The following is a 26351-nucleotide window of genomic DNA, read 5'->3' on the forward strand; positions in this document are numbered from 1 at the left end:
GCGGCTCCCGGCACTGGCAGTCCTTATTCTACCCGCCTGGAAAACCAAAACCCCCGCCGAAGCGGGGGTTTGCACGGCCCTCGGCGCGTTTCAGGCGTTCAAAGCGCCTGAATATTCGCAGCTTGCTTGCCCTTCGGGCCGGTTTTCACTTCGAACGACACACGCTGATTCTCTTTAAGGGTCTTGAACCCCTCCATCTTGATTTCGGAGAAATGGGCAAACAAATCCTCGCCGCCATTGTCCGACGTAATAAAGCCGAAGCCCTTAGCATCGTTAAACCATTTCACGATACCGGTATCCATATTCCTAGTTCCCCACTAAATAAAAATAACACACGGGCTACGCCCTTATACCGTCACACAAAGCTCCGACGCTTCCTCCACCCCTCATACGATCTGCTGGAAGCACCGCAAGCTTGGTGTTGCTTTTATAAATTGGAAAATCCAATCCAGTCAAGAAAATTTTTGATGACCGCTTATGCGATTTGATACGAATACAACTGGAATCGGTACACTAGGGCCAAGAAATTAATTAACCGCAACAACACCTGTCATTATTACCGGGGAAAACGGTTAATTAAATCTGCAAAAGAAAAATCTACCGCAATCAAGCGAATCGACCACGGCTCAGTATTTGTCCGGGTTGCGGTGCGCAACAAGCTTTGCAATGCTGGTCCTCGCCCAGAAAGGCGCTGGAGACTGTCATGCTGAACGGCATCAAACGTTTCGCACACCGGCTCGGCATTGTGCGCCGCAGCAATGCGGCAGGTCGCGCACCGGCGGCGTCCGACATGTTCGCCAGCGAATTCGATTCCACTTGGCACGGCGATCATTGGCAGAACCTGCTCGCCTCGCCGCTCGATGCGCGTCATTACGTGATGGAAGATTGGGCGCAACCCGCCATGCCCGAGCGAGACGAACAGGCGGACACGTCGCCGCCCAAGCGTCGCACGCGCTGGTATGAACAATAGGCGGGCAAAAAAAAAGCGCGACCGGAAAGTCGCGCTGACAAAGGTTTGGAGATCTTTTCCGTCAACGAAAAAGTCTGCTTAGGTAAGCAGAAGTTGCAGTATAACGAGTTGACTCCCTTTCATTAGTCATACTCCCCACAAACCTCTATTGCCGAAGCGTCAATAATCCCATTCCCACGCACGCAGCTCGGCCGCCTCCCCCAACAGATTGTCGCTGTCACGCAACGCTACGGCAGGTTCGGAAACGGAAAAATATTCCCTCGATTCGGGCCAAAGCCTTGCTCCACAAGGGTTTCCGTCGCAACCCCAATTATTTCTAAAACGCAAATATATTATTTCTTAAATTGAATTCATCGACTTTCGGCAACGCTCTTTTACACTGCGGATAGCTTGTGATGACGGGCGTCGGTACACGCCCGAGACATGCCCCGGCTCCGTTTCTCGCAGCAGCGGCCGGGTACATCGAAGGACAGGTCAGATATCGTCATCCACCCTGTTTCGGACGGAGATAAACCCAATGAAAAAGACCCTCATCGTTGCCGCTCTCTCTGGCGTTTTCGCGACGGCCGCTCACGCGCAAAGCAGCGTGACGCTGTACGGCCTGATCGACGCCGGCATCACCTACACGAACAACCAAGGCGGCCACAGCGCTTGGTCGCAGTCCACCGGCTCGGTCAACGGCAGCCGCTGGGGCCTGCGCGGCGCCGAAGATCTCGGCGGCGGCCTGAAGGCGATTTTTGTGTTGGAAAACGGCTTCGGCATCAATAACGGCACGCTGAAGCAGAACGGCCGCGAGTTCGGCCGTCAGGCGTTCGTCGGACTGTCGCACGAGCAATACGGCGCGCTGACGCTCGGCCGCCAATACGATAGCGTTGTCGACTACATCGGGCCGCTGTCGCTGACGGGCACGCAGTTCGGCGGCACGCAGTTCGCCCACCCGTTCGACAACGACAACCTGAACAATTCGTTCCGGATCAACAACGCGGTCAAGTACACGAGCGTGAACTGGGCCGGCCTGAAGTTCGGTGCGTTGTACGGCTTCTCGAACAACAATCAGTTCACGAACAACCGCGCATATAGCGCGGGCGTATCGTACAGCTACGCCGGCTTCAACGTCGGCGCCGGCTACCTGCAGTTGAACAACGAATTCGGCCCGACGGTCTCCAACGCGGCCGGCGCGGTCGCGCTCGACAACACGTTCGTCGGCAAGCGCCAGCGCGTGTTCGGCGGCGGCCTGAACTACACGTACGGCCCGGCGACGGCCGGCTTCGTGTTCACGCAATCGCGCGTCAACCGCGCGACGGCGATCAGCGCGGGCGCATCGGGCATCTCGAGCGGCATCGCGCTCGACGGCACGTTCATGCGCTTCAACAACTACGAAGTGAACGGGCGCTACGCGATCACGCCGGCATGGACGGTCGCGGGTTCGTACACGTACACTGCCGGCTTCATCGAGAACCATCACCCGGGCTGGAACCAGTTCAACCTGCAAACGGCCTACGCGCTGTCGAAGCGCACGGACGTGTACCTGCAAGGCGTGTATCAGAAGGTCAACAGCGACGGCACGGGCCTCGGCGCCTACATCAACGGTGTCGGCGGCATGTCGTCGAGCGAAAAGCAGATCGCCGTCACGGCCGGCCTGCGCCACCGCTTCTAATCGGTTCTTCGGCACCGATCCAAAGCGCCCCGCCCGGGGCGCTTTTTTTATATCCGATCGTATCCAGCCGGTCGCGCGCGCGTTGTTGCGCCGCGCGTCTTGCGTGCTGCCGTCGCGACGATCGTTCGCGCCTTCGCAAGCTTATCCAGGCACGCGCGCCGAGCGAATTCTCGCCCTTGCGATGCGCGACGAAATCAAAGCGCGCCCCACGGCGGCGCTCACGCTGCACCCGGCGACGGGTAGCGGACGTCGAGCACGTCGATCGGCTCAGGACCGACGGGAGTCAACAGCGTGACCGTGTCGCCGACGCGCGCCTTCAGCAGCGCACGCGCGACGGGCGAGATCCAGCTCACGTGCCCGCGATCGAGATCGACCTCGTCGACGCCGACGATCGTCACCGTGTGCTCGGTGCCGTCCTGCGTCGCGTAATCGACGGTCGCGCCGAAAAACACCTGATCCGCGTTCTCCTGGCGGCTCGCGTCGACGACTTCGGCAAGATCGAGGCGCTTCGTCAGAAAGCGGATGCGGCGATCGATTTCGCGCAGACGCCGCTTGCCGTAGATGTAGTCGCCGTTCTCGGAGCGATCGCCGTTCGACGCCGCCCACGACACGAGCTTCACCACCTCCGGACGCTCTTCGTCGATCAGGTGCAGCAACTCGTCGCGCAGACGCTTGTGGCCCGCCGGCGTGATGTAGTTCTTCGCGCCGGGCGGAATCGCCGCCTGCGCGTGTTCGAGGTCGTCGTCGTCTCCGTCCGACTCCTTCACAAACGCCTTGTTCATGATGCAATTTCAACGACTATCGGATACTGCAAGGTTACACGAACGGCCTCATCCGATAAATCATCACGAAAGGCTTCCCTTTTTAAATTTGTTTGCTATAATCTCACTTCTGCGTGCGGCTGTAGCTCAGTTGGATAGAGTACTTGGCTACGAACCAAGGGGTCGTGGGTTCGAATCCTGCCAGCCGCGCCACTTTTTCGAGGCCTTCTCCCGAGAAGGCCCTTTCAGTTGAAGTTGTACCGCTTTGCGTGCGGCTGTAGCTCAGTTGGATAGAGTACTTGGCTACGAACCAAGGGGTCGTGGGTTCGAATCCTGCCAGCCGCGCCATTTATGAAGGGCCTTCCTCCGGGAAGGCCCTTTGTTTTTGCCCATTCTCGGACAAACGCACCCCGCTGCCCCGCCGGCATCACGCCGAGGCAAGCGCGGCGCATGCGCCCCACCGCCGGGCGCCGCCCACGCACTAGTAGTCCTGCCGCTCGCGATCGATCCGCATCCCGCCATCGTGGCGCGCATGCACGACATCGTCGCTCGAGCGCTCACGCATGATCCGCATCACGTCCGGATTCGTGCGCACGCGGCGCATCACGTTCGCGAGGTGCACGCGATCGCTCACCTGGATCACGAAGCGCAGCACCGTCGATTCGTGCGTCAGATCCTCGTCCATCGCGATGTGGACGATGTTCGCGTCGGCCGACGTGATGTCGGCCGCGACGCGCGCGAAGATGCCCTTCGTGTTGCTCACGAGCGCCTTCACCGCGACGTCGAACAGGCGGCCCGGCTGCGGCGCCCATGCAACGTCGATCCAGCGGCCCGGATCGCGCCGGTGGATGCGCTGCGCGACGCGGCAGGCGGTCGTGTGGATTGCCATTCCGAGCCCGATGCCGATGTAGCCCATGATGTCGTCGCCCGGAATCGGCCGGCAGCACGCGGACAGTTGCACCGACATGCCTTCCGTGCCGGTGATGACGACGGGCGGCGCATGGTTCGCCGCATGACGCTCGGCGCGCGGCAGATCGTCGTCCGCGTCGCGCCCGCTCGTCAGCACCTCGATCCGTTTCGCCATCACGGCGGCCACGCGGCGGCCGAGGCCGATGTCCGCAAAGATCTCCTGACGGCTCTTGTTGCCCGTCCACTGCACGAGCTTTTCCCATACCTCGGGCGCGACGTCGGCGAGCGCGAGCCCATAGCCCTTCAGGCTCTGATCGACGAGCCGCTCGCCCAACTGCACCGATTCGTTCAGGCGCATCGTCTTCAGGTAATGCCGGATCGCCGAGCGCGCCTTGCCGGTGCGCACGAAGCCGAGCCACGCGGGGTTCGGCTTCGAGTACGGCGCGGTAATCACCTCGACGATGTCGCCGCTCTTCAGCTCGGTGCGCAGCGGCAGCAACTCGTTGTTGATCTTCACGGCAACGCACTGATTGCCGAGATCGCTGTGGATCGAATACGCGAAGTCGAGCGCGGTCGCACCGCGCGGCAGCGCCATGATCTTCGACTTCGGCGTGAACACGTAGACCGCATCCGGGAACAGGTCGATCTTCACGTGCTCGAGGAATTCGCTCGAATCGCCCGCCTCGCTCTGGATGTCGAGGAGCGACTTGAGCCACTGGTGCGCGCGCTTTTGCACGTCGTTCAGATCCGCGCCGCCGTTCTTGTACAGCCAGTGCGCGGCGACGCCCGCTTCCGCGATCTCGTGCATCTTGCGCGTGCGCACCTGGAACTCGATCGGCGCGCCGAACGGGCCAACGAGCGTCGTGTGCAGCGACTGATAGCCGTTGACCTTCGGAATCGCGATGTAGTCCTTGAACTTGCCGGGCACGGGCTTGTAAAGCGCGTGCAGCACGCCGATGCACGTGTAGCAGTCGAGCGGATGTTCGACGACGATCCGGAAGCCGTACACGTCGAGCACCTGCGAGAACGACAATTGCTTGTCGCGCATCTTCTTGTAGATGCTGTAGATCGTCTTCTCGCGACCGGTGATTTCGGCATCGATCTTCGCGTCCGCCATCGCGCGCTGCACCGACTCGAGGATCTTGCCGATCACTTCGCGGCGATTGCCGCGCGCGGCCTTCACGGCCTTTTCGAGCGTCGCGTAGCGATGCGGATTGAAGTTCGCGAAGCTCATGTCCTGCAGCTCGCGATACGTATTGTTCAGGCCAAGGCGGTGCGCGATCGGCGCGTAGATGTCGAGCGTCTCGCGCGCGACGCGGCGGCGCTTCTCCATCGGCACCGCGCCGAGCGTGCGCATGTTGTGCAGGCGGTCGGCGAGCTTCACGAGGATCACGCGCACATCGCGCGCCATTGCGAGCAGCATCTTGCGGAAGTTCTCCGCCTGCGCTTCCTCGCGGCTGCGGAATTCCATCTTGTCGAGTTTCGACAAGCCGTCGACGAGCTCGGCGACCTTCGGGCCGAAGCGCTCGGCGAGCTCGCTCTTCGTCACGCCCTGGTCTTCCATCACGTCGTGCAGGAGCGCCGCCATGATCGCCTGCGCGTCGAGCTTCCAGCCGGCGCAGATTTCCGCGACGGCGACGGGATGGGTGATGTAGGGTTCGCCGCTCTGGCGATACTGGCCGAGGTGGGCTTCGTCGCTGAAGTGGAACGCCGCCTTGACCTCTTTGATTTCCTCGGGGCTGAGGTAATCGGCAAGCGCGGCGGTCAGTTTCGCGATGGAAACGACGCCGTGCTTGCGGGGCTGCTCGGGTGTCGCGGTCGGCCCGAACAGATGGCGAAACGACTGTTCGAGGACCGCGTCGATATATTGACGCGCGTGCGACGCAGCGGTGGCTTCGGCGTGCCCGGCCTCCGAGGAGGCGGACGATGGTGTAGTGCTCATTTTCGCCTCCTTGGTTCGCTCGTCGGTTGCGCGGGGGACTACATGGCTGAAGAAACCGGGTGCGCCTTAAACGGGCACTTTCTTCAGCATTTCCACGCCGACCTGGCCGGCCGCGATCTCGCGCAGCGCGACGACCGTCGGCTTGTCGCGGCTTTCGATCTTCGGCGTATGGCCTTGCGCGAGCTGCCGCGCGCGATAGGTGGCGGCGAGCGCCAGTTCGAAGCGGTTCGGAATCTGCTTCAGGCAGTCTTCAACGGTAATGCGAGCCATGTTGGGTCATTCCTTCTGAATATGTTGCTTATTCTACCTTATGTGCCTTGTTGGCCGCCGTCACTCCGCATGCGGCAGATGAATGCCGAGCTCGACGAATAGTTCGGCATGCCGTGCATATTGCGACGTGAAGCGCAGGCGCGTCGCGGCGACGATGCACTCGAGCTCGGCGAGCGCGCGCGCGAAGGTCTCGTTGATGACGACGTACTCCGCTTCCGCCGCGTGCGCGATCTCGCTGCCCGCGGCGAGCAGGCGCCGCGTGATCACGTTCGGCTCGTCCTGTCCGCGCTTTTTCAGCCGCTCCTCGAGCGCCGCGAGCGACGGCGGCAGGATGAAGATGCCCACCGCGTTGTGGAACTGCTTCTTCACCTGCTGAGCGCCCTGCCAGTCGATTTCGAGCAGCACGTCGTGGCCGTTCTTCATCTGCTCTTCGATCCACACGCGCGACGTGCCGTAGTAGTTGCCGTGCACTTCGGCGCTCTCGAGAAACTCGTGGCGCGCGTGACGCTCGCGGAAGTCCTCGACCGTCGTGAAGTGGTAGTGCTGGCCGTCCTGCTCGCCCGGACGCGGCTTGCGCGTCGTGTACGAAATCGACAGACAGATGTCCGGATCCTTTGACAGCAGCGCGTTGACGAGCGTCGACTTGCCCGCGCCCGACGGCGCGACGACCATGAAGAGATTGCCGGGATAGACGCCGGCGTGCAGCGAATGCGCCGCCGCGCCGTCGTGGTTCGAATCGGTCATGTTGCGTTACTCCAGGTTTTGCACTTGCTCGCGCATCTGCTCGATCAACAGCTTGAGCGCCATCGACGCGTCGGCGAGCTCCTTCGCCGCCGCCTTCGAGCCGAGCGTATTCGCCTCGCGGTTCAGCTCCTGCATCATGAAGTCGAGACGCTTGCCGACGCGGCCGCCCTTCTCGATCACGTGGCGCGTCTCGTTCAGATGCGCGGTGAGGCGCGACAATTCTTCCGCGATGTCGATGCGGATGCCGTACATCGTCACTTCCTGGCGGATGCGCTCGGCCGCCTCCTCGCGCGACACGACAGGCGCGCCGCCCTCCGGCGCCGCGACGCCGAGCGCTTCCTGCAGCCGCTCGACGATCTTCTGCTGATGCTTCGCGATCAGCTCCGGCACGAGCGGCGCGATGCGCGCGACGATGGCCTCCATCTCGGCGACGTTCGCGAGCAACATCGTCGCGAGCTGCGCGCCCTCGCGCGAGCGCACGACGACGAGCTCGCCGACCGCCTCCTTGCCGCACGCGAGCACCGCTTCGCGCAGCGCGTCGGCCGACACGCCGCTCTCGGCGAGCACGCCCGGCCAGCGCAGGATCTCGCCCGCGCGCAGGCGGCCCACGCCCGGAAACGCGTCGAGCACCGCGCGCTCGAGCTCCGCGAGCTGGCCGAGCGCCGCACGGTTCAGCGCGCCCGCGTTCACGTTCTGATCGCCGCGCTGCAGGTTGATGCGCACGTCGACCTTGCCGCGCGACAGCTTGTTCATCAGCATCTCGCGCAGCGCCGGTTCGCACGCGCGCACGTCGTCCGGCATCCGGAAATTCAGGTCGAGGAACCGCGAATTCACGGTCCGCAGTTCAACCGATACGCTCGTGCCGCCATTGCCGGAGGCCGTCGCGAGATCGCGCGTCGCGCTCGCATAGCCCGTCATGCTGTAGATCATCGTTCGTCCCGTCGTTTGATGGCCCAGCGGGCCGGAAGGATTCGAGACGCCCGGCGCTTACGAGGCGCGGGGCGCGAAACGGTCATTATCCCATTTTTGCGGGCCGGACCCGCCGGGCCGATGTGCCGCGCGCGCGGTAAAATTCGGGTTTCTCCTCAGCAGATTGCCCCGATGACGAATTCCTCCCCACGCCCGAGCGGCCGCCGCGCCGACCAACTGCGCGACGTGCGCATCACGCGCCACTACACGAAGCATGCGGAAGGCTCGGTGCTCGTCGAGTTCGGCGACACGAAAGTGATCTGCACGGCAAGCGTCGCCGAGCGCGTGCCCGAGTTCCTGCGCGAGCGCGGCCAGGGCTGGCTCACCGCGGAATACGGCATGCTGCCGCGCGCGACGCACACGCGCAGCGACCGGGAAGCGGCGCGCGGCAAGCAGACGGGCCGCACGCAGGAAATTCAGCGCCTGATCGGCCGCGCGCTGCGCGCGGTATTCGATCTGAACGCGCTCGGCCCGCGCACGCTGCACCTCGACTGCGACGTGATCCAGGCCGACGGCGGCACGCGCACGGCAAGCATCACGGGCGCGTTCGTCGCCGCGCACGACGCGGTGACACAGCTCGTCGCGGCGGGCAAGATCGCGCGCTCGCCGATCACCGACTACGTCGCGGCGATCTCGGTGGGTGTATTCGGCGGTGCGCCGGTGCTCGATCTCGACTACGACGAAGACTCCGCGTGTGACACCGACATGAACATCGTGATGACAGGCGCGGGCGGCTTCGTCGAGGTGCAGGGCACCGCGGAAGGCGCGCCGTTCTCGCGCGCCGAGATGAACGCGCTCCTCGACCTCGCGCAAGCCGGCATCGGCGAACTCGTGCGGCTGCAGCGCGCCGCGCTGGAGGCTTGACGATGTCGCACGCATCGCCCGGCGCCGCGCGCTCGCGCATCGTCCTCGCGTCGAACAATCCGGGCAAGCTGCGCGAGTTCGCCGCCCTCTTCTCGACAGCGGGCATCGATATCGTGCCGCAAGGCGAGCTCGGCGTATCCGAAGCCGACGAGCCGCACGTGACGTTCGTCGAGAACGCGCTCGCGAAGGCGCGCCATGCGTCGCGCGCGACGGGCCTGCCCGCCGTCGCCGACGATTCCGGCCTGTGCGTGCCCGCGCTGCGCGGCGCGCCGGGCGTCTACTCGGCGCGCTACGCGCAGCGCGCCGGGCGCGAGAAGAGCGACGCGGCGAACAACGCGTATCTCGTCGAGCAACTGCACGACGTCGCCGACCGGCGCGCGTACTACTGCTGCGTGCTCGCGCTCGTGCGCCACGCGGACGATCCGGAGCCGATCATCGCCGAAGGCCGCTGGGCGGGCGAGATCGTCGATGCGCCGCGCGGCGCGCACGGCTTCGGCTACGATCCGCACTTCCTCGTGCCGGCGCTCGGCGCGACGGCGGCCGAGCTCGATCCGGCCGCGAAGAACGCGGTGAGCCATCGCGCGCTCGCGCTGAAGGCGCTCGTCGCGCGGCTCGGAGAGATTCGATGAGCGACGCGGCCGCCAACGGTGCGCGCGTCGTCGCGACGTTCGCCGCGCCCGGCCGGATCCGGCTCGCGTCGCTGCCGCCGCTCGCGCTGTACGTGCACTTCCCATGGTGCGTGCGCAAGTGCCCGTATTGCGACTTCAATTCGCACGAATGGAAGGACGGCGGCGCGCTGCCCGAGCGCGACTATCTGGACGCGCTGCGCGCCGATCTCGAGCACGCGCTGCCGCTCGTCTGGGGGCGCCAGGTGCACACGGTGTTCATCGGCGGCGGCACGCCGAGCCTGCTGTCGGCGGCGGGGCTCGACCGGCTGCTGTCCGACGTGCGCGCGCTGCTCCCGCTCGACGCGGACGCCGAGATCACGCTCGAGGCGAACCCGGGCACGTTCGAGGCGGCGAAGTTCGCGCAATTCCGCGCGAGCGGCGTCAATCGTCTGTCGATCGGCATCCAGAGCTTCAGCGAAGCGCACCTGAAGGCGCTCGGGCGCATCCACGACGCCACGCAGGCGCGCGCCGCGGTCGAGATCGCCGCGCGCACGTTCGACAACTTCAACCTCGACCTGATGTTCGCGCTGCCGAACCAGACGCTCGACGAATGCCGCGCGGATCTCGAAACCGCGCTGTCGTTCGCGCCGCCGCATCTGTCGCTTTATCACCTGACGCTCGAGCCGAACACGTACTTCGCGAAGTTCCCGCCCACCGTGCCGGACGACGACACGTCGGCCGACATGCAGGACTGGCTGCACGAACGCACCGCGCAGGCGGGCTACGCGCGCTACGAGGTGTCCGCATATGCGAAGCCGCATCGGCAGTGCAGGCACAATCTCAACTACTGGCGCTTCGGCGACTATCTCGGGATCGGCGCCGGCGCGCACACGAAGCTGTCGTTTCCGAACCGGATCCTGCGCCAGGCGCGCTACAAGCATCCGGCGACGTTCATCGAACAGGCGAAAGCCGGCGCGGCCGTGCAGGAAGAGCGGGAAGTGGGCCCGCACGATCTGCCATTCGAGTTCATGCTGAACGCGCTGAGGCTCGTCGAAGGCGTGCCCACGCACAGCTTCACGGAGCGCACCGGCATGTCGCTCGCCTCGATCGGGCCCGCGCTCGCGCAAGCCGAGCGGCGCGGCCTCATCGTGCATGATCACACGCGCATCGCGCCGACGCCGCTCGGCCAGCGCTTCCTCAACGATCTGCAGGCGCTTTTCCTGCGCGACGAATGACGGGCGACCGACCGGCGTGAACCGACGCGTGCGCGCTCAGGCGCGCACGCGCGAATCGAACGCCGCGACGCGACGATTCGCGCGCCGTTTCGGTTACAATGTTCGACCTTGGAAGCGTGGCCGAGTGGTTTAAGGCACTGGTCTTGAAAACCAGCGACGGGCAACTGTCCGTGAGTTCGAATCTCACCGCTTCCGCCACCATAGCATTTCGCGCAGTTCAACAAGGTCCCGGAAACCCTTTTCCGACAAGGCTTTCCGGCGAATCCAAAGTTCCGCAAGGTGCCATAAAACCCTATAGAATCCCGGTTTTCTCCGGGTATTTTTCCGGGTACTTTTGTGACTTGCGCACCGATGCCTGAAAGCCTTCTACGTGACCTACAGTGCCGCACAGCGAAGCCTCGCGAACGCGTTTTTCGTCTCAACGATGGCGGCGGTCTTGCCCTGCTTGTAAAACCCAATGGGTTGAAGTATTGGCAGTTCCGATACACAAAACAGGATGGCAGGGAGGGGCTAATACAGATCGGCCCATATCCACGGGGCACACTGGACGCGGCTAGGGCCGCGCGGAACGAACATCGAGCAGCGTTGCAGCGTGGGGACGACCCCGCGATGCTGCGCAAGCAAGAAAAGGCACGGCGCAAGATCGATACGGCTCGCGCCCTCACGTTCAGCCAGTACGCTGATGCCAAGGCACACGGCGTCAACGCGAAGGACGTATTTGTGTTGACGAAGGCGTAAGCGGCTATCACGTCGCGCCGGATGCCCGCGAACAGTGGCGCAAGGTTGAACACGACCTGCGGCATGGCGGCGTGTTGATTGTCCGCTGGCTCGACCGACTTAGCCGCCGATATGACGAGCTGCACCGCACGATGCGCCACCTGATGGATATGGGGGTACGTGTCGAATGTACTCTTAACGGCATGGTGTTCGACGGCGGCGCGCAAGACCCGATTGAGAAGGCGACGCGCGATGCCGTACTGGCATTCATGGCGGCGCAGGGTGAAGCCGATTACAAAAATCGCGCCGAAATGCAGCGCCGGGGCGTTGCCATCGCCAAGGCAGAGGGGAAATACGTCGGCCGCCAACGCGCCGCCAACTACTCCGATATTAAGAACTGGCGGACCGAACACGGCGCGAGCATCGCCCAAGCGGCCGAACACTTCGGCGTCAGCGCTGCGACGATAAAGCGGGCATGCGCAGCGGCCAAGTAAGAGCCTCGCCAAGTTATTTTGTGCCGACCGCACGTCTCGCCTCGCGTGCGGCCGATCAAATTACGGGGACTCCGGGAATTTGGGCGTCTTGTGCAACTCGATCCAGTAGCCGTTGAGTTCGTCGTCTGGCACATTGAAGCGCTGCAGCCATGCCTCTGTGGCCACGCGTGTGTTAAGCAAGGGCGCTGTGCTATCTACCGTGCCGCCTTGCAGGATATCGGACGTTTCTGCCACGATTGGACGCAGGGCATGATTCAGCAGGACATACGCCGCTGGCGGCGCAGGCGGAACACCTTTACCCATCGGCACACCGGCAACCGGTTCTACACCTGCCTGAATGATGAGGCCGCCATCGCCAAGCGATGTTTTGCGAAACCAGTCAGGCGGGAGCATCAGGCTGTCGGCACCGCCGACGTTGCGGACGAGATCGGCATCAAGTGCCGTCAACCAGTCAACAGTCTTGATCTTGCCCGTTAGATCACGAATGGACGTACTAGCGGGATCTCCGACGTCGATACCCGGACCGTACCGCCGGCACCAAAAATACTCGCTCGCTTCATTCGCCTCAGCATCGAGCGGGGGAAGGTTCACGCCGAATCCACCGTGTCCCCAAACGGTTGGAATCGTTGCCGCGAACTCGGCAAACATTGCCTGAAATGCGCCGGGGAAAATTTGCAGGAAACGTCGCGGAACGGTGAACGTCATCACATCGAGACCACGAGTTCCCATTGCGGCTTGCCAGTCTTCAAGGCAAAACACGGAAAACTCGTAAAAGCCCGTTGCGAGCTTATGGTCTGCACTTGTCGTGACGGACACAAGCATTTCATTGCTTTGCAAATCTGTTGCCAGTCGTGCGAAGCCGCGAGCCTTGTCGAATGCCACCGGGCTTTTGCCTTCTTCGTAGAACCAGCGCATCGGCCCGCCCTTTGGTGGCTCAAGTCCTGCTGCCTTGGCAATCGCCAATTCGTAGTCTGCGATTGTTGCCATGTAACGGTCATAGCAACGCACAAGCGCCTGACGAACAGCCTTGGTGTGGCCGCCGTTGAAGTACAATGTGCCGCGCACGACTAGCGCCGCGCCGACGATCGCCTTTTGATACGCAGGCTCGTATAGCCCGAATGGCAGGGTGTCTTGTCGTCGTGGATCGTTGGCCCACGCTACCAGCTCGTCACGCGTCATGATCTTTAGGGAAATACGGTAACGCCGGGGTTTTGCGGAGGAAGTGGCAGACCTGATGGTCCCATGCTGCTATTGCTTCCTGTGTCGCTCCCGAATACGTCATCGGTTGCAGAATGGCTTTGTGTCGACCGGGCCGATTGTGTCTCTGACTGTATGTCTGAGCACCCGCAGTTGGCCCGACTCAGCGGAGCATATTTGCCTCTGCTGCCGGCAATGCGAATGTACGCGTCTCTTTGGCCCCGCCCGAAACCGTCATCGAATTTCATCTCAACAACTTTCTTGATATTCGATTGTACCGGCGGCTGAGAGGGGTCATTCACGATAACAACGTCGGGCCGGCGAACACCGGGGCCGCCGGTCCGTTTGTCCCTTCGATAGCCGCCCACCCTTCCCGGCCACTTATCGCGAATCCAGTCTAACAGCGAGTCCTGGGGTTGTAGCGGATCGTCGTCCGACATGATCGGGGCGGGTGGATCCTGTCTCATGTCATATGAGACTTCCGGCAAGTATTCCGTTGGCTTGCCGCTCATCATGCGCGAAGTTTCGTTCGCCAAATCCAGTCGCTGCGCTACGCATGCCTGCCTAAGTATGCGCCCGCCCCCCCGAGTCGCGACGCCAATCGAGCTGCATTTGCATAACGCGTCGCAAAGCACCTTCTTGTCGTCTGGCGAAAGACCCTCAGTCGCGCCTACGACCGTCGTTTGTCCGTCGCCGCTGGCCGATCCTCCGACAGCGGAACCGCCCGAATACCCGCCGCTCATGCGTCGCTCGTGCTCGTCAGCCCGGACGCTCCCCGATGGCTGAACGAAAGCGACGCAGCCTGATGGCTGTTAAGCCAGTCCGTGTGGCCGCTCGCGTCCGTTGTGCCTTGGATCGTCTTGCCTTCCGCCGACGTGACGGTGTAGGGGTGATTCGCGAGCGGGGCACGCGTTTCATCGTCAACGAGCTGGAAGCGACCACGGTAGGCTCCGTCGCGCTGCGCGAGCACGCTTTTCCCGCTGCCGACCGGGGCACCCGTACCCGACGTGGGGGAGGCGGTCGTCGTGCTCTGTGACGCGATCAAGGTTGCACCGCACGCGGTCATGTCGCCTTCGGTCACGACAGGACGGCCGTTGAACGTCATATGGAGTTCTGTCTTGACTCTGACAATCGAGAACACCCCACCGCAACGCGGACACGAAACCATATCGCCGAGCAACGCGATTGCTTTTCCGTCGTCAGTGTTCGTCGGATCGCACGCGAGCACGCGGCCGCCATGAGAGGTCGTGTCGCCCTCCCGAATGAATGCAAAGCCCATACCGAATCCTCAGTGGAAAACACGCGAGGACTGTAGCACGCGCCGAATAAGGGTAACTACCCTGTCAAAGTTACCGGGCAAGTTCATAGGTGCACGACTCGGCATCAGGCGCAACCGTCCCAAAGTGACTTTTCACAGGCTCCGCAAGGCCCGCTTTCCCTGTCCCGACCGGGAGGCGGCGGCGCGGGGAGATTCTTTGCGCGCAGCGTTCCAGACGGCGGGGCCATTCCCGAAATGAGCGGCAGGTCCCGATGCGTTCCCCCGCCAATCTCCAAACCTCTCTCCAAGCAAATAGGTATTTTGGAGATGCACTTGGAGATACGTCGGGCCTTATCTAACAAGGGATTCCGACCGATTTTTATGTTCATCTCCAAATCTCCAACAACCTTTGTTTCCGGCGGCGAAAAGGCGACACTTTGCGCCCTCCGTACAATGCCAGCGTCATCCGGGTACTTTGGCGGGTACTTTTTATATCGATTGCTACCAAACCCTTGTCAGACGGACTAGTACGCCTGACACCGCTTCCGCCAAGTCCTCCTCTCGCCGTCTCCGAATCGATTCGGCAGTCACCTCCCCGCACGCGTGACCTTCAACGCGTGGCCTTCGTCAAGACAAGACGCGCCGCCAGGAAGCGTTTTGAATCTGTCGATGCCAGACAATGCGAACGACGCTTTCATCGATGCATCGTCCCGCTCACGACGCCAAGGCGTTCGAGCCGGACGCGCACGCGCCTGAAGTCGTGCTGCGATGGAGCAAGTGCGCTCGACGCCTCGACCCGTGCGCTCCAAGGCCGAGTCGGGTCACTGCTGCTCGCCACGGTCATTCCGTGTCGGCACGTGGACGGCGGCCCGCGATATTCGTCGAGTCGACACCGAGGCCGACCGGCACGAACACCGGCTTCGACACCGATGAACGCGCTTCAACCGACCGCCCTTTACGACCTTTTTACTTGTAACCGGATGGCGGCTCAATAAAATATCCCTGTAATCCCACCGAGAGCCGGCGACATGACCATTCGATGTCCTCGTCCCCCAAGTTGCATCGCGACCTGACAGGCAGGACGCCGGCTCTTTTCTTCGAGCGGTCGCCCTGCCGACAGGCGGACGACGCGCGCCCGTAGCAACCTTTTCGAGTGCCTTTGCGCATACCCGGAGCCGCGATTGCAGCGATTCGGGATGTGACGCGCCCGGCCGCGATGGCCGGTGCGTCCCCCTGTGCTTCGCCCGCCCTTTCGAACTTCACCTCGCTTGCACGCAGCGGATGATGCGCGAGCACGCGCGCCATCTGCACCGAAGAAGAAAGGATGACTGATGAACGAGCTTCATGGAACGGCGACACCGACCAGCATGCCGCGATTGAGCGCGCATGAAGTGGCCGCACTGATGCTGCTCGAACATGCGCCCGTCGAGGTCGAGCAGGGAACGCTCGACATGACCGCGCTCCGCGACGCAGGGCTGGCGGAACTGGTCGATCGGGAAAAGGGTGAGCCCAAGTTCTCCATCACGCGAAAGGGCAAGGTCCTGTTGCGAATCCTGAGCGTGCTGGTCCCACGGGAAAGCATTGCCTCAGCGGCGTATCGGTCCTGATTTCGCGAGCGTCTCGCCAAACGCGCGAGCCGCTACCCCATGCACGTCGGCGCGAACACGCTTTGATCCACGGGCATGCCCGCCTGCATGCATTGCAATGACGAACTGGAGTCCTGACATGTTTGAACTCAACAAGCATTACACGCGCGAATTCATCCACACCGCCTGCGGCGGCAGCAAGCAGGCCTTTCTGCCGACGAAGAACGGCAAGGTCGTGGCCGCCTGCCTGCGAACGGATCTCAATCCGCAAGCGCCGGACGTCATCATCTGCGACGGCAGCGCATCAGCGCGCGCCGCAGGCAAAACGCTCGCCGGTCAGGGCGGTACGATCCCCGTGTTCATCAAGGCGGAGACGGACGCGTTTCGGTTCGTCGGCCTGTTTGCAGTCAGCGAATCCTTGATCGCGCCGCTCGATTACACGCCCTATGTGCGCAACAGCGGATTCACGATCGGCCAGGTTTCGCGCGTCCTGAAAATGAAGCGCTGCGAATAGGCATGAAAGAAGGCGGCGCGACGGCAATTCGGCGTCGTGCCGCCGTTCGGCTGCCGGCCGGCGATTCGGAAACGGCCTGCGTCGCCTTCTACCGCCCGGGGCGCGCACCCTTCTCCGCGAACTCGGCGACGAGCGGGCCATACGCCTCCATCGCCGGGAATCGGTCGAAGCTGTGCGCGGCGCCCGTCTTCGCCCAAGGCAGCGCCTCGCTGGCATAGGTTTCGATATAGGGCTTGAACCATCCGCAATCGTCGAGCATCGTCGGGCGGACGTTGACGAATCCCATGCTGGGTTCGAGCTCGGTGAACACCCAGCTCTTGCACCAGTCGCAATGCCGGTGATGAATCTCCGCGCCATGCGCGCCGCCGACGACCGGCTCGCCGGCCGTCACGCGAAAGCCGCCTTCCGGAATCGCCATCGAGAGTGAAAAGGCGCTTGCGCTCATCCTCTGGCAGCCGGTGCAGTGGCACGCCATCGTCAGCAGCGGCGGCGCGGTGATCTCGAAGCGCAATCGTCCACAGCGACATCCTCCCGTCCAGGGCAATTTCCAGTCGTCCATCGCACGCTCTTTGGCAGTGGGCATTCAAACAGACGCAATCATATTACGGACCGGAACACACAATCAACGCAGTTCGCATGCGCCGAAATCCGGCGCGAGGCGGCTTCGCATCGTCACCACGCCGCCATCGCGCGGCGCCGAAACCGCTCCCCGGAGAACGGAGATCGTTTGTCCCGATGCACAGCGATACGCTCAGACCTATCATGAAATCTGCGCTCTGCCGATCTTCCGGGAGGCGATCATGACGACGCGCGACGAGTTCCTCCGAATCCGGGCCGCATGGCGCGGCGCTGTCCTGTCCGCGTGCGCGGCCGCGCTCGCGGCCTGCACGATCACGCTGCCGCCGCCGCACGGCGCGGTCGTCGTGCCGAGCGTCTCGTCGATGAGCACGACCGAATACCGCGCGGCCGTCGCGCAACGCATCGCCGACAGCAATTCGGATCGCATCCTGCACGGCACGCCACAAGCCATGCTGCGCTCGCTCGTCGTCGTCGCGTTCACCGTCGATCGCAACGGGCAGCTCGTGAAGTCGGCCGTCTACCGCAGCAACGGCGACGACGAAGCCGAGGGCATCGCGCTCGCGTCGCTGCGCCGCGCCGCGCCATTGCCGCCGCCTCCCGCGAAGTTGCTCGACGGGCGCGGCCAGATCGAAATGATGGAAAGCTGGCTCTTCAACGACAACGGACAATTCCAGTTGCGCACGAAAGCGGCGCCGCAGGCGCAGACGCTCAACTGAACGCGAACACGCACGCACTCGCGCGCGATCCACCGCGCACTCGCACGCGGCGCGCGACAACGCGCGACGGCTCGCGGCCGCGTCGCTATAATTTCCCGCATCCGCATTCGGCCGCAAGGCCCGCTTGCGCGGCGCGCCCACCCGGCGGGCCGCGCAACGCATCGACGACACGCGGCCGCACGATACGCGGCCGGCTCGCGGGCAAGCGACGGCCCGCGTGGGCGCCGCGTGCACTTCCGCATTGCTGCGCGCGAACCGCCGGCATGCGCCGAGTGCCGCTTCGCGCCCGACTCTCGATTCGAACAAAGGGGCAACGACCGCCGACCGCGCGCGACGAGCGACGCGCGCTCGAGCGAACGCTGCGCCGCCACAACCGGAGACCCGCATGTCGGATACCCGTCTTTCCGCTTCCGCCGCCGCGCCGCGCGCCGCCGACACGACGAGCCACCGTCGCATCGCGTTCGCGAGCTTCATCGGCACGGCGATCGAGTTCTACGATTTCTACGTGTACGCGACGGCCGCCGCGCTCGTGATCGGCCCCGTGTTCTTCCCGCACGGCTCGGCCACCGCGCAGGCGCTGTCCGCATTCGTCACGTTCGGCATCGCATTCATCGCGCGGCCGATCGGCTCGTTCCTGTTCGGCCACTTCGGCGACCGGATCGGCCGCAAATCGACGCTCGTCGCGTCGCTGCTCGTGATGGGCGTCTCGACGACCGCGATCGGCTTCGTGCCCGGCTACGACGCGATCGGCGCGCTCGCGCCGATGCTGCTCTGCGTGCTGCGGTTCGGTCAGGGCATCGGCCTCGGCGGCGAATGGGGCGGCGCCGCGCTCCTCGCGACCGAGCACGCGCCCGCCGGCAAGCGCGGCTGGTTCGGGATGTTTCCGCAGCTCGGCCCGTCGATCGGCTTTCTCGCGTCGAACGGCCTGTTCTTCGCGCTCGCGCTCACGCTGTCCGACGAGCAGTTTCGCGGGTGGGGCTGGCGCATTCCGTTTCTCGTGAGCGCGGCGCTCGTCGCGGTCGGCCTGTACGTGCGCCTGAAGATCGCCGAGACGCCCGCGTTCCAGGCTGCGCTCGACCGGCACGAGCGCGTGCGCGTGCCGGTCGCGGCGCTCGTCGCGCACCACTGGCGGCCGACGCTGCTCGGTGCGCTCGCGATGGTCGTCTGCTACACGCTGTTCTACATCTCGACGGTGTTCTCGCTGTCGTATGGCGTGTCGACGCTGCATTTCTCGCGCCAGAGCTTCCTCGGCCTGCTGTGCTTCGCGGTGCTGTTCATGGCGCTCGCAACGCCGCTCGCCGCCGCGGCCGCCGATCGCTTCGGCCGCAAGCCGGTGCTGATCGCGGGCGCGATCGCCGCGCTGCTGTCGGGCTTCACGATGGCGCCCCTGCTCGGCAGCGGCTCGACGGCGCTCGTCGCGCTGTTCCTGACGATCGAGCTGTTCCTGATGGGCGTGACGTTCGCGCCGATGGGCGCGCTGCTGCCGGAACTGTTTCCGACCAACGTGCGCTATACGGGCGCGGGCGTCGCGTACAACCTCGGCGGCATTCTCGGCGCGTCGATCGCGCCTTACATCGCGCAGTTGCTCGCCGCGCGCGGCGGGCTCGCGTGGGTCGGCGGATATGTGTCGGTCGCGGCGGCGATCAGCCTCGTCGGCGTGCTGCTGATGCGCGAGACGCGCGACGCGAAGCTGACGTGAACAAGCCGGCGCGAACGCACTGACGCGGGCGGGCCCGCGTCATCCGGCGCGATTCGTCGTGTCTATACTCGATTGCACGGGCGCCTGCCGCGCAGCGGCGCGCGCAACGCTTTCGGCATCAGCCGACAGGAGCCGTCGAGATGGATCTGATCCGCCTGCAGAACGCCGACCTCGTATTGATCGTTGCGCTGTCGCTCGGCGGCGCGCTGCTGCTTTCCGTGCGCTTCAAGCCGAAAAGCTGGCTCGGCATCGCGGTCGAAGCGCTCGCGGCGAATCTCGCGGCCATTGCGGCCGTGATCGCGTTCGAATTATTGCTGTCCTGAGCGCGCCGGCGCCCGGCCGACGGCCGGCGCACGCTCACATCGCGGCGACGCGCCGCGGCTGCTCGATGACGCCCGCCGGATAAACACGCTCGATCGCGCCGAGCACGTCGCCGACGCCCGGCGTCGCCCCTTCGTCGCCAATCGACAGCGAGTGCGGCGCGCCGCTCACGCCCAGATGCTGGCGCGACGTCGCGCGAAAGATCATGACCGTCGGCTTCTCGAGCGCATGCGCCATGTGCACGAAACCGGTATCGACGCCGACCACCAGCGTCGCGCGATCGATCTTGCGCGCGACGTCGGCGAGCGTCAGCTTGGGCAGCACGACGGCGTCCGGCGCGCGCGCCGCGATCCGCTGCGCCTCTTCCCGCTCGTGCTCGCTGCCCCACGGCAGCAGCACGTGCAGCCCGCGCGCGCGCATCTCGCGCGCGACCGCGCTCCAGTGATCGGTCGGCCAGCGCTTGTCGTCGTTCGACGTCGCATGAAAGAACAGCGCGTACGGCCCGGCCGGCTCCGCGAGCGCGGCGAGCGGCGCCGTATGCGGCTCGCGCGATTCCGGCGGCACGTCGAGCAGGTAATCGGCGCGGCCCTGCGGCTCGTAGCCGAGCGCCTCGCCCGCGCTCACGCGCATGCCGTGCCACGCGTCGCAGGCGGGACGCGGACCGAAGCGGCCGTTGTACGCGAACATCGCGCCAAGCTCGCCGAGATCCTGGTTCCGGTAGCCGTAGCGCCGCCGCGCGCGTGCAAGAAATGAAATGATCGCGCTCTTGTAAACACCGTGAAGATCGATCACCGCATCGTAGCGATACGCGCGCAACCCGCTGATCGAAGCCGCGATCGCCTTCAGGTCGGCCGGGCTGCGCGCCTTCTTGAAGCGACGCAGCGGCGCGCACAACACGCGGCTCACGCCGGTGTTCCAGCGCACGACGTCGGCGCACGACTCGTCGACGGCCCAATCCACCTGCACGCCGGGGAACGCGCGGTGGAGGTCCGCTACGACGGGCAGCGTCTGCACGACATCGCCTAGCGACGTGACCTTCACAATGAGAATACGTTTCATTTTTATATGGATGTATCCAACTCGTTAGTTGGGCATTCTAAATAGACAGAACGTCACAAACAGCACAAATTGCGAAGAATTTACATTTGTCCCCACGCCGATATCGTGCTAAGCGCGCAATTATAATGTCACCTTTTTACGCGCCGACGCCCATGCAACGCCCTCGCCTGTTCCCGACCCTCACCCGCCGCACGCAGCGCATCTGGCGCCAATATGGCGTGTTCTGGCTCGGCGCGATCGTGGTCGGTCTCACGGCCGTGACATATGCGCGACTCATCGACTGGGGCTACGAAGCGTTCCGCTCGCTCGAGGGCGGCCGCCCGTGGCTCCCGTTCGTGCTGACGCCCGCGCTCGCCGCGCTGTCCGTGTGGCTCACGCGCCGCTTCTTCCGGGGCGCCGAGGGCAGCGGGATTCCTCAGGTGATTGCGACGCTGCACGCGCAGCCGAGCGCGTTCGGCTCGCGGCTGCTGACGCTGCGCATCCTGTTCGGCAAGATCCTGATCTCGCTGCTCGGGATCGTCGGCGGCTTCACGATCGGCCGCGAAGGGCCGACCGTGCAGATCGGCGCGTCGCTGATGTTCAACCTGCGCCGCTTCTACCCGCGCTCGAACGCGCTGATTGAACGCCAGCTCGTGCTCGCGGGCGCGGCGGCCGGCTTGTCCGCGGCGTTCAACACGCCGCTCGCGGGCGTCGTGTTCGCGATCGAGGAATTGAGCCGCAGCTTTTCGGCGCGCGCGAGCGGCGTGCTGATCACCGCGATCATCATCGCCGGCGTGATCGCGCTCGGCTTGAACGGCAACTACACGTACTTCGGCACGATCGAGATCGGCCAGCATTTTCCGAAAATGCTCGCGGCCGCCGTGCTGCTGACGGCGCTCGTCACGGGCGTCGCAGGCGGGCTGTTCGGCTGGCTGCTGCTGAACACCGGCCGCTGGCTGCCGGCAAGGCTGCTCACGCTCTACCGCGAGCGGCCGATCGTGTTCGCGGCGGCATGCGGCCTCGCGATCGCCGCCGTCGGCGTCGCGTCCGGCGGCACGACGTTCGGCAGCGGCTATGCGGAGGCGCGCGGGCTCCTCGACGGCCGCGAACAACTGTCCGTCCTGTATCCGTTCCTGAAAATGATCTCGATGGTCGCGTCGTATCTGCCCGGCATTCCGGGCGGGATCTTCGCGCCGTCGCTGTCGATCGGCGCGGGCTTCGGCAATCTGCTGCACTTCGTGTTCAGCGGCATGCATCTGCCGATGCTGATCGCGCTCGCGATGGTCGGCTATCTCGCGGCCGTCACGCAATCGCCGATCACGTCGTTCGTGATCGTGATGGAGATGATCAACGGCCACGCGCTCGTGATCTCGCTGATGGCGACCGCGCTGATCGCAAGCCGCGTATCGCGCCTGTTCGTGCCGCCGCTCTACGAGACGCTCGCCGAGCGCTATCTGAAGCCGCCGCAGCCGAAGCGCGCGACGGCTGCGCCCGCCCCCGCTCCCGCGCACGCCGGCATCGCGGCGGTCAGGATGCCGGAAGACGCCGAATCGGCGCCCGCCGATCCGCTCGACACGCTGCGCGACGAAGCGACGGGCGACGCGCAAGCAAACGCGGCGAACGATGCGAGCGCCGCCGACGGCAATGTCGGCGCGGATGCGTCGGCGCGCGCCGACGACGCGTCGATGACCGCGGCCGATGCCGAACGCGCGGCCTCGCCGCCCCACGCGGGCTCGGTATCGACGCCCGGCGCGGCCGACGAGCCGAATGCGCGCGCCGACGGCTCGACGTCGCCGTCGGGCGACACCGCGCATCGCGAGCCGCGGCATCGTCCCGCTCAATAGATGACGACAGGCGCCGGCCGGTAATACACCGGCCGCGCCGGCACGACGACGCAGCCGGCCAGCGTCAGCGCGACGAGCGCGAGGGCGAACAGGGTCCGTTTCATCGCTCGCCCCTCCTCAGGCCCAGTGGCCGCGAACCCAGACCCAGCCCGGGCCGCGCTGCGACCAGTGCCCCGGCTCCCAGTGCATGCCGACGCGCTCGATTTCCCAATGCCCGGCGATCCACACATAGCGGTCGTGATCCCAGCGCCAGTGGCCGCGATCCCATACGTAGCCGACACGCGGCTCGGGCACGACCTCGTGGCGCACGGGCGGCGGCGCGCTCGGCGCGACGACGACGACTTCGCGCACGGCCGGCTCGATGACGACGGGCGCCGCCTGCGCGACGACGATTTCGTCGGCGCTCGCGACAAGCGGCGCGGCGAGCGCGCAAACGCCCGCGCCCGCGACGGCGAACGGCAGCACGACACGATGAAGAGAGAAAGACATCACGGCCTCCATGAACGATTGAACACGCGACGAGAGCGTATCCATTCAATGCTCAGGAAGGCGTAACGGCGGACAGGCGCTGCGTTACCGGAGGCCCGAAAGTGCAACGAGAAGTAAAGGCGCGCGCGGCGGCGGCGCGCCGCGCGCGATGAGACGGGAAACGCGTCAGGCTTGCGGGATCTCGATCTTCACTTCGAGCACTTCCAGATCGTCCTGGCGCTCGAGGCTCACGCGGATGTCATCGTTCGAAATCTTCACGTACTTCGAAATGACCGCGACGAGTTCCTTTTGCAACGCGGGCAGATAATCGGCGGGCGGCCGGCCGCCCACGCGCTCGTGCGCGATGATGAGTTGCAGGCGCTCCTTCGCGACGGCCGCGGATTTCTTTTTCTCACCAAGCAGAAACGACAGAATCGACATGACGCGCCTCCGTTACTTGGAGCCGAAGAGGCGCTGCAGCAGGCCCGGCTTCTGATAGTCGGTGAAACGCAGCGGCTTGTCCTCGCCGAGGAAGCGCGACACGATGTCCTTGTACGCCTCCGCGACGTCGGTGCCGTCGAGGTGGACGGCGGGCAGGCCCTGGTTGGACGCGTGCAGCACCGCTTCGGACTCCGGCACGACGCCGATCAGCTTGATGCGCAGGATCTCGCTGATGTCGTCGAGCGACAGCATCTCGCCTTCGGTCACGCGTTTCGGGTTGTAGCGGGTGATGAGCAGGTGCTCCTTGATCGGATCCTTGCCTTCCGACGCGCGCTTCGTCTTCGACGACAGGATGCCGAGGATGCGGTCCGAATCGCGCACCGACGACACTTCCGGGTTCGTCACGACGAGCGCCTCGTCCGCGAAGTACATCGCGTGCAGCGCGCCCGACTCGATGCCCGCTGGCGAATCGCAGACGATGAATTCGAAGTCCATCCCGATCAGGTCATTGATGACCTTCTCGACGCCCTCGCGCGTCAGCGCTTCCTTGTCGCGCGTCTGCGACGCGGGCAGGATGTACAGGTTCTCGCACTTCTTGTCCTTGATGAGCGCCTGGTTCAGGTTCGCTTCGCCCTGGATCACGTTGACGAGGTCGTACACGACGCGGCGCTCGCAGCCCATGATGAGGTCGAGATTGCGCAAACCGACGTCGAAATCGATCACGGCCGTCTTGTGGCCGCGCAGCGCGAGACCGGAAGCAAAGCTCGCGCTCGTCGTCGTCTTGCCCACGCCGCCCTTGCCCGAAGTCACCACGATGATTTTTGCCATTTACCTACCCTGTGTTCGTCAATGAGGACCGACCGACCCGTTTGTCGCGCCACGCGTGTCACGTGAGACGCAGCGGTTCGATCATCAGTTTTTCCTGTTCCAGCCGGATCTGCACCGACTTGCCGAGCACGTCGGCCGGCAGCGGGTTCTCGGTGGTCCGATAGATGCCCGCGATCGAGATCAGTTCCGGTTCGAGACACGTGCAGAAGATGCGCGCGTCGTGATTGCCGTGCACGCCCGCGAGCGCGCGGCCGCGCAACGGCGCGTAGATGTGGATGTTGCCTTCCGCGATGACCTCGGCGCCGTAACTGACCGGGCCGAGCACCACGAGATCTCCCTTCGCGTAAATCTGTTGTCCTGAGCGCAGCGGCTTGTCGATGACGAGCGTCGCCGACTGAGCCGCGACAGCGGGCACGGCGGACACGGCCGGCGGCTCGCCCGCGTCGGCGCCGGCCGGCGCGGGCGGCTCCGCCTGCTGCGCGGGCGCGTCGTCCTCCGCCTTCGGCACCGGCGCGCGCCGGTCGCGCGCCTCGAGCAGCGGCAGACCCGCGCCCGCCGCCCACGCGTGCTGCCCCGGTTGCGCGACGACGCCGATCGCGCGCATCCGCACGTCGCTCAGCATCCCGCGGATGTCGTCGAGCGGCACGCGCTCGTTATCCGCGAGCCGGCGCACGTCGATCGCGACGACGTCATCCGCAAAGAATTCGGGAGTCGCTTCGAAACGCTTGACCAACTCGGCGCGCAACGCATCGAGGTCGGCGGTTTTCACGATGAACAGCAACGTGTCGACCGAGCCGCTGCGCAGTTCGAAGAATGGCGATTTTTTAAGCGACATGGACGTTCTGCAAAAAAATTTTGCGTATTTTACAGGCGTCCGCGCCCGGGGCCATCATTTTCGGGCGCGCCGAATGCGCGCGCGGCGGCCGGCCTGCCCGCGGCACCCCGTCCGGGCGCGGCAAGGAAGGTCCGGGACCGGTTCGCACGCCGCTTACGCGTGCTCGCGCCAGACGAACAGCGACTTCATCGCACCCGGCACGCGGGTGATCGGCGCACGCTCGCCGGTGTCGGCGAAACCGACGTGCTCATAGAAACGGATCGCGCTGCGGTTCTGGTCGGCGATCCACGCGTAGATCTCGCCGGCGCCGCGTGTGGCGAGCCACGAGCGCGCCGTGTTGACGAGCAGCACGCCGCCGCGCAGATGACGGACCGCATGCGCGACCCACAGCTCGCTCACGAACGCGCGGCGCGCGGGCGTACTGTCGAAATACGCGCCGATCATGCCGGCCGGATGGCCTTCGGTGTACAGCACGAACGTGGTCGATTCATCGGACGCCGCGCGCTGCTGCGCGATCGCGGCCGCTCGCGCGGCGTCGACGGCCAGTTCGGCTTCCGGCGTCTCGCCGCTCGCATAGGGCTCGCGCAGCGAGGCCGCGCGCAGTTCGCGATACACGCCGCCCTGATCCGCGGCAATACGACGAACAGTCAAGGTCGAACTCATGCAGGCACAGCCCCCTTCGGACAGCAAGCCGTTAGCTTCAACCGAAAGCGGGGCATGAGTCAAATCGTAATTTTTGAATGGCTGCGAAATGTCGTCGATAAACGCGATATCGAGCGCAATTTCGCGCTTATGCGGCAGCGCAGCAATATGCGGCGGTCGGTCGACGGGACGTGCCGCGCGAAAACGGGCATCAACGTCATGGGTTCGATCAGTCGACGCGTTCG

The 26351-nt window shown here is 64.7% G+C and carries 26 protein-coding genes, 3 tRNA genes and 2 pseudogenes; 16 read left to right on the forward strand and 15 right to left on the reverse strand.

Features of this window, described 5'->3' with window-relative positions:
- Positions 1-98 precede the first annotated feature (98 nt).
- Positions 99-302: a cold-shock protein gene (locus WT16_RS12370; protein ID WP_009913299.1), complete on the reverse strand. Its 204-nt coding sequence runs from the start codon at positions 300-302 to the stop codon at positions 99-101.
- 401 nt (positions 303-703) lie between these two features.
- Here WT16_RS12370 and WT16_RS12375 point away from each other — a divergent pair, with 401 nt between their 5' ends.
- Positions 704-970: a hypothetical protein gene (locus tag WT16_RS12375; RefSeq protein ID WP_006025624.1), complete on the forward strand. Its 267-nt coding sequence runs from the start codon at positions 704-706 to the stop codon at positions 968-970.
- A gap of 517 nt (positions 971-1487) precedes the next feature.
- Positions 1488-2627, forward strand: a complete 1140-nt coding sequence (locus tag WT16_RS12380) for a porin (RefSeq protein ID WP_006025623.1) — start codon at positions 1488-1490, stop codon at positions 2625-2627.
- Positions 2628-2845: 218 nt separating this feature from the next.
- Here WT16_RS12380 and greB read toward each other — a convergent pair whose 3' ends face one another.
- The gene (gene greB, locus WT16_RS12385; protein ID WP_015600480.1) at positions 2846-3409 is read right to left on the reverse strand and encodes a transcription elongation factor GreB; all 564 of its coding nucleotides are present in this window, start codon (positions 3407-3409) and stop codon (positions 2846-2848) included.
- 115 nt (positions 3410-3524) lie between these two features.
- Here greB and WT16_RS12390 point away from each other — a divergent pair.
- A tRNA-Arg gene (locus WT16_RS12390) sits at positions 3525-3601 on the forward strand.
- Positions 3602-3659: 58 nt separating this feature from the next.
- Positions 3660-3736, forward strand: a tRNA-Arg gene (locus WT16_RS12395).
- Between the two features lie 133 nt (positions 3737-3869).
- Here the strand turns inward: WT16_RS12395 and WT16_RS12400 are convergent.
- The 4 genes from WT16_RS12400 to WT16_RS12415 all read right to left on the reverse strand — a co-directional run bounded on the left by WT16_RS12400 (position 3870) and on the right by WT16_RS12415 (position 8183).
- Positions 3870-6239: a bifunctional (p)ppGpp synthetase/guanosine-3',5'-bis(diphosphate) 3'-pyrophosphohydrolase gene (locus WT16_RS12400; RefSeq protein WP_006025621.1), complete on the reverse strand. Its 2370-nt coding sequence runs from the start codon at positions 6237-6239 to the stop codon at positions 3870-3872.
- A 66-nt stretch (positions 6240-6305) separates the two neighbouring features.
- Positions 6306-6509 carry a DNA-directed RNA polymerase subunit omega gene (gene rpoZ / locus WT16_RS12405; RefSeq protein ID WP_006025620.1) on the reverse strand — a complete coding sequence of 68 codons (204 nt, stop codon included), beginning with the start codon at positions 6507-6509 and terminating at the stop codon, positions 6306-6308.
- 60 nt (positions 6510-6569) lie between these two features.
- Positions 6570-7253, reverse strand: coding sequence for a guanylate kinase (gene gmk / locus WT16_RS12410; protein WP_006025619.1), 684 nt, complete (start codon positions 7251-7253; stop codon positions 6570-6572).
- Positions 7254-7259: 6 nt separating this feature from the next.
- Positions 7260-8183 (reverse strand): YicC/YloC family endoribonuclease, encoded by a 924-nt coding sequence (locus tag WT16_RS12415; protein WP_006025618.1) that lies wholly within the window; start codon positions 8181-8183, stop codon positions 7260-7262.
- 171 nt (positions 8184-8354) lie between these two features.
- Here WT16_RS12415 and rph point away from each other — a divergent pair, with 171 nt between their 5' ends.
- The 6 genes and pseudogenes from rph to WT16_RS12440 all read left to right on the forward strand — a co-directional run bounded on the left by rph (position 8355) and on the right by WT16_RS12440 (position 12140).
- Entirely contained in the window at positions 8355-9086 is a 732-nt protein-coding gene (gene rph / locus WT16_RS12420) for a ribonuclease PH (RefSeq protein WP_006025617.1), read from the forward strand.
- A gap of 2 nt (positions 9087-9088) precedes the next feature.
- The gene (rdgB, locus tag WT16_RS12425) at positions 9089-9715 is read left to right on the forward strand and encodes an RdgB/HAM1 family non-canonical purine NTP pyrophosphatase (RefSeq protein ID WP_059934087.1); all 627 of its coding nucleotides are present in this window, start codon (positions 9089-9091) and stop codon (positions 9713-9715) included.
- A complete protein-coding gene (hemW, locus tag WT16_RS12430) occupies positions 9712-10929 on the forward strand; it encodes a radical SAM family heme chaperone HemW (protein ID WP_063533429.1) in 1218 nt (405 codons plus the stop codon). The genes rdgB and hemW overlap by 4 nt, the downstream gene beginning before the upstream one ends.
- 110 nt (positions 10930-11039) lie before the next feature.
- Positions 11040-11127: transfer RNA gene (locus WT16_RS12435), tRNA-Ser, on the forward strand.
- 153 nt (positions 11128-11280) lie between these two features.
- Positions 11281-11544, forward strand: a pseudogene (locus WT16_RS34405) (Arm DNA-binding domain-containing protein); the annotation flags it as partial.
- A pseudogene (locus WT16_RS12440) lies at positions 11539-12140 on the forward strand (recombinase family protein). The pseudogenes WT16_RS34405 and WT16_RS12440, both read left to right, overlap by 6 nt.
- A 60-nt stretch (positions 12141-12200) precedes the next feature.
- Here the strand turns inward: WT16_RS12440 and WT16_RS12445 are convergent.
- Both WT16_RS12445 and WT16_RS12450 read right to left on the reverse strand, forming a co-directional pair.
- Positions 12201-13319: a DUF3396 domain-containing protein gene (locus tag WT16_RS12445; RefSeq protein ID WP_063533431.1), complete on the reverse strand. Its 1119-nt coding sequence runs from the start codon at positions 13317-13319 to the stop codon at positions 12201-12203.
- 757 nt (positions 13320-14076) lie between these two features.
- Positions 14077-14616 carry a PAAR domain-containing protein gene (locus WT16_RS12450; RefSeq protein ID WP_063533432.1) on the reverse strand — a complete coding sequence of 180 codons (540 nt, stop codon included), beginning with the start codon at positions 14614-14616 and terminating at the stop codon, positions 14077-14079.
- A 1310-nt stretch (positions 14617-15926) separates the two neighbouring features.
- Between WT16_RS12450 and WT16_RS12455 the strand changes: the two genes are divergently transcribed.
- A complete protein-coding gene (locus WT16_RS12455) occupies positions 15927-16202 on the forward strand; it encodes a hypothetical protein (RefSeq protein ID WP_063533433.1) in 276 nt (91 codons plus the stop codon).
- Between the two features lie 118 nt (positions 16203-16320).
- Complete coding sequence (locus tag WT16_RS12460; protein ID WP_063533434.1) at positions 16321-16695, forward strand: hypothetical protein; 375 nt, start codon at positions 16321-16323, stop codon at positions 16693-16695.
- A gap of 88 nt (positions 16696-16783) precedes the next feature.
- Here the strand turns inward: WT16_RS12460 and WT16_RS12465 are convergent, their stop codons facing one another.
- Positions 16784-17254, reverse strand: a complete 471-nt coding sequence (locus WT16_RS12465; RefSeq protein WP_015600281.1) for a GFA family protein — start codon at positions 17252-17254, stop codon at positions 16784-16786.
- Positions 17255-17495: 241 nt separating this feature from the next.
- On the opposite strand from WT16_RS12465, the gene WT16_RS12470 reads away from it, so the two are divergent.
- From WT16_RS12470 to WT16_RS12480, 3 genes are all read left to right on the forward strand, one after another.
- On the forward strand, positions 17496-17990 hold the full coding sequence (locus WT16_RS12470; protein WP_015601272.1) for a TonB family protein: 495 nt from the start codon (positions 17496-17498) through the stop codon (positions 17988-17990).
- A 385-nt stretch (positions 17991-18375) separates the two neighbouring features.
- Entirely contained in the window at positions 18376-19689 is a 1314-nt protein-coding gene (locus WT16_RS12475; protein ID WP_059934097.1) for an MFS transporter, read from the forward strand.
- Positions 19690-19829: 140 nt separating this feature from the next.
- Positions 19830-20012: a hypothetical protein gene (locus WT16_RS12480; protein WP_009913304.1), complete on the forward strand. Its 183-nt coding sequence runs from the start codon at positions 19830-19832 to the stop codon at positions 20010-20012.
- A gap of 34 nt (positions 20013-20046) precedes the next feature.
- Here WT16_RS12480 and waaC read toward each other — a convergent pair whose 3' ends face one another.
- A complete protein-coding gene (gene waaC / locus WT16_RS12485) occupies positions 20047-21069 on the reverse strand; it encodes a lipopolysaccharide heptosyltransferase I (protein ID WP_063533435.1) in 1023 nt (340 codons plus the stop codon).
- 125 nt (positions 21070-21194) lie between these two features.
- Here waaC and WT16_RS12490 point away from each other — a divergent pair, with 125 nt between their 5' ends.
- Complete coding sequence (locus tag WT16_RS12490; protein ID WP_063533436.1) at positions 21195-22892, forward strand: chloride channel protein; 1698 nt, start codon at positions 21195-21197, stop codon at positions 22890-22892.
- Between the two features lie 117 nt (positions 22893-23009).
- Here the strand turns inward: WT16_RS12490 and WT16_RS12495 are convergent, their stop codons facing one another.
- From WT16_RS12495 to WT16_RS12515, 5 genes are all read right to left on the reverse strand, one after another.
- The gene (locus WT16_RS12495; protein ID WP_006025607.1) at positions 23010-23426 is read right to left on the reverse strand and encodes a YXWGXW repeat-containing protein; all 417 of its coding nucleotides are present in this window, start codon (positions 23424-23426) and stop codon (positions 23010-23012) included.
- Between the two features lie 120 nt (positions 23427-23546).
- Positions 23547-23801 carry a cell division topological specificity factor MinE gene (gene minE / locus WT16_RS12500; RefSeq protein WP_004186076.1) on the reverse strand — a complete coding sequence of 85 codons (255 nt, stop codon included), beginning with the start codon at positions 23799-23801 and terminating at the stop codon, positions 23547-23549.
- Positions 23802-23813: 12 nt separating this feature from the next.
- The gene (minD, locus tag WT16_RS12505; RefSeq protein ID WP_059934103.1) at positions 23814-24629 is read right to left on the reverse strand and encodes a septum site-determining protein MinD; all 816 of its coding nucleotides are present in this window, start codon (positions 24627-24629) and stop codon (positions 23814-23816) included.
- A gap of 58 nt (positions 24630-24687) precedes the next feature.
- Positions 24688-25464, reverse strand: a complete 777-nt coding sequence (gene minC, locus WT16_RS12510; protein WP_063533437.1) for a septum site-determining protein MinC — start codon at positions 25462-25464, stop codon at positions 24688-24690.
- A 153-nt stretch (positions 25465-25617) separates the two neighbouring features.
- On the reverse strand, positions 25618-26115 hold the full coding sequence (locus WT16_RS12515) for a GNAT family N-acetyltransferase (RefSeq protein ID WP_063533438.1): 498 nt from the start codon (positions 26113-26115) through the stop codon (positions 25618-25620).
- Between the last annotated feature and the right edge of the window lie 236 nt (positions 26116-26351).

Origin of the sequence: Burkholderia sp. MSMB1589WGS (genome assembly GCF_001636105.1) — a bacterium.
Classification (GTDB): domain Bacteria; phylum Pseudomonadota; class Gammaproteobacteria; order Burkholderiales; family Burkholderiaceae; genus Burkholderia; species Burkholderia humptydooensis.

Bases quoted from the DNA above. Each gene is read 5' to 3' on its own strand.
- WT16_RS12475 (WP_059934097.1), top strand. From the start codon at position 18,376: ATGTCGGATACCCGTCTTTCCGCTTCCGCCGCCGCGCCGCGCGCCGCC.
- WT16_RS12495 (WP_006025607.1), bottom strand. From the start codon at position 23,426: ATGGATACGCTCTCGTCGCGTGTTCAATCGTTCATGGAGGCCGTGATG.
- WT16_RS12455 (WP_063533433.1), top strand. From the start codon at position 15,927: ATGAACGAGCTTCATGGAACGGCGACACCGACCAGCATGCCGCGATTG.
- rph (WP_006025617.1), top strand. From the start codon at position 8,355: ATGACGAATTCCTCCCCACGCCCGAGCGGCCGCCGCGCCGACCAACTG.
- WT16_RS12375 (WP_006025624.1), top strand. From the start codon at position 704: ATGCTGAACGGCATCAAACGTTTCGCACACCGGCTCGGCATTGTGCGC.
- WT16_RS12465 (WP_015600281.1), bottom strand. From the start codon at position 17,254: ATGGACGACTGGAAATTGCCCTGGACGGGAGGATGTCGCTGTGGACGA.
- WT16_RS12460 (WP_063533434.1), top strand. From the start codon at position 16,321: ATGTTTGAACTCAACAAGCATTACACGCGCGAATTCATCCACACCGCC.
- WT16_RS12380 (WP_006025623.1), top strand. From the start codon at position 1,488: ATGAAAAAGACCCTCATCGTTGCCGCTCTCTCTGGCGTTTTCGCGACG.
- rpoZ (WP_006025620.1), bottom strand. From the start codon at position 6,509: ATGGCTCGCATTACCGTTGAAGACTGCCTGAAGCAGATTCCGAACCGC.
- rdgB (WP_059934087.1), top strand. From the start codon at position 9,089: ATGTCGCACGCATCGCCCGGCGCCGCGCGCTCGCGCATCGTCCTCGCG.
- greB (WP_015600480.1), bottom strand. From the start codon at position 3,409: ATGAACAAGGCGTTTGTGAAGGAGTCGGACGGAGACGACGACGACCTC.
- hemW (WP_063533429.1), top strand. From the start codon at position 9,712: ATGAGCGACGCGGCCGCCAACGGTGCGCGCGTCGTCGCGACGTTCGCC.
- waaC (WP_063533435.1), bottom strand. From the start codon at position 21,069: ATGAAACGTATTCTCATTGTGAAGGTCACGTCGCTAGGCGATGTCGTG.
- WT16_RS12415 (WP_006025618.1), bottom strand. From the start codon at position 8,183: ATGATCTACAGCATGACGGGCTATGCGAGCGCGACGCGCGATCTCGCG.
- WT16_RS12445 (WP_063533431.1), bottom strand. From the start codon at position 13,319: ATGACGCGTGACGAGCTGGTAGCGTGGGCCAACGATCCACGACGACAA.
- WT16_RS12470 (WP_015601272.1), top strand. From the start codon at position 17,496: ATGACGACGCGCGACGAGTTCCTCCGAATCCGGGCCGCATGGCGCGGC.
- WT16_RS12480 (WP_009913304.1), top strand. From the start codon at position 19,830: ATGGATCTGATCCGCCTGCAGAACGCCGACCTCGTATTGATCGTTGCG.
- WT16_RS12450 (WP_063533432.1), bottom strand. From the start codon at position 14,616: ATGGGCTTTGCATTCATTCGGGAGGGCGACACGACCTCTCATGGCGGC.
- gmk (WP_006025619.1), bottom strand. From the start codon at position 7,253: ATGACCGATTCGAACCACGACGGCGCGGCGGCGCATTCGCTGCACGCC.
- minE (WP_004186076.1), bottom strand. From the start codon at position 23,801: ATGTCGATTCTGTCGTTTCTGCTTGGTGAGAAAAAGAAATCCGCGGCC.
- minD (WP_059934103.1), bottom strand. From the start codon at position 24,629: ATGGCAAAAATCATCGTGGTGACTTCGGGCAAGGGCGGCGTGGGCAAG.
- WT16_RS12370 (WP_009913299.1), bottom strand. From the start codon at position 302: ATGGATACCGGTATCGTGAAATGGTTTAACGATGCTAAGGGCTTCGGC.
- WT16_RS12400 (WP_006025621.1), bottom strand. From the start codon at position 6,239: ATGAGCACTACACCATCGTCCGCCTCCTCGGAGGCCGGGCACGCCGAA.
- minC (WP_063533437.1), bottom strand. From the start codon at position 25,464: ATGTCGCTTAAAAAATCGCCATTCTTCGAACTGCGCAGCGGCTCGGTC.
- WT16_RS12490 (WP_063533436.1), top strand. From the start codon at position 21,195: ATGTCACCTTTTTACGCGCCGACGCCCATGCAACGCCCTCGCCTGTTC.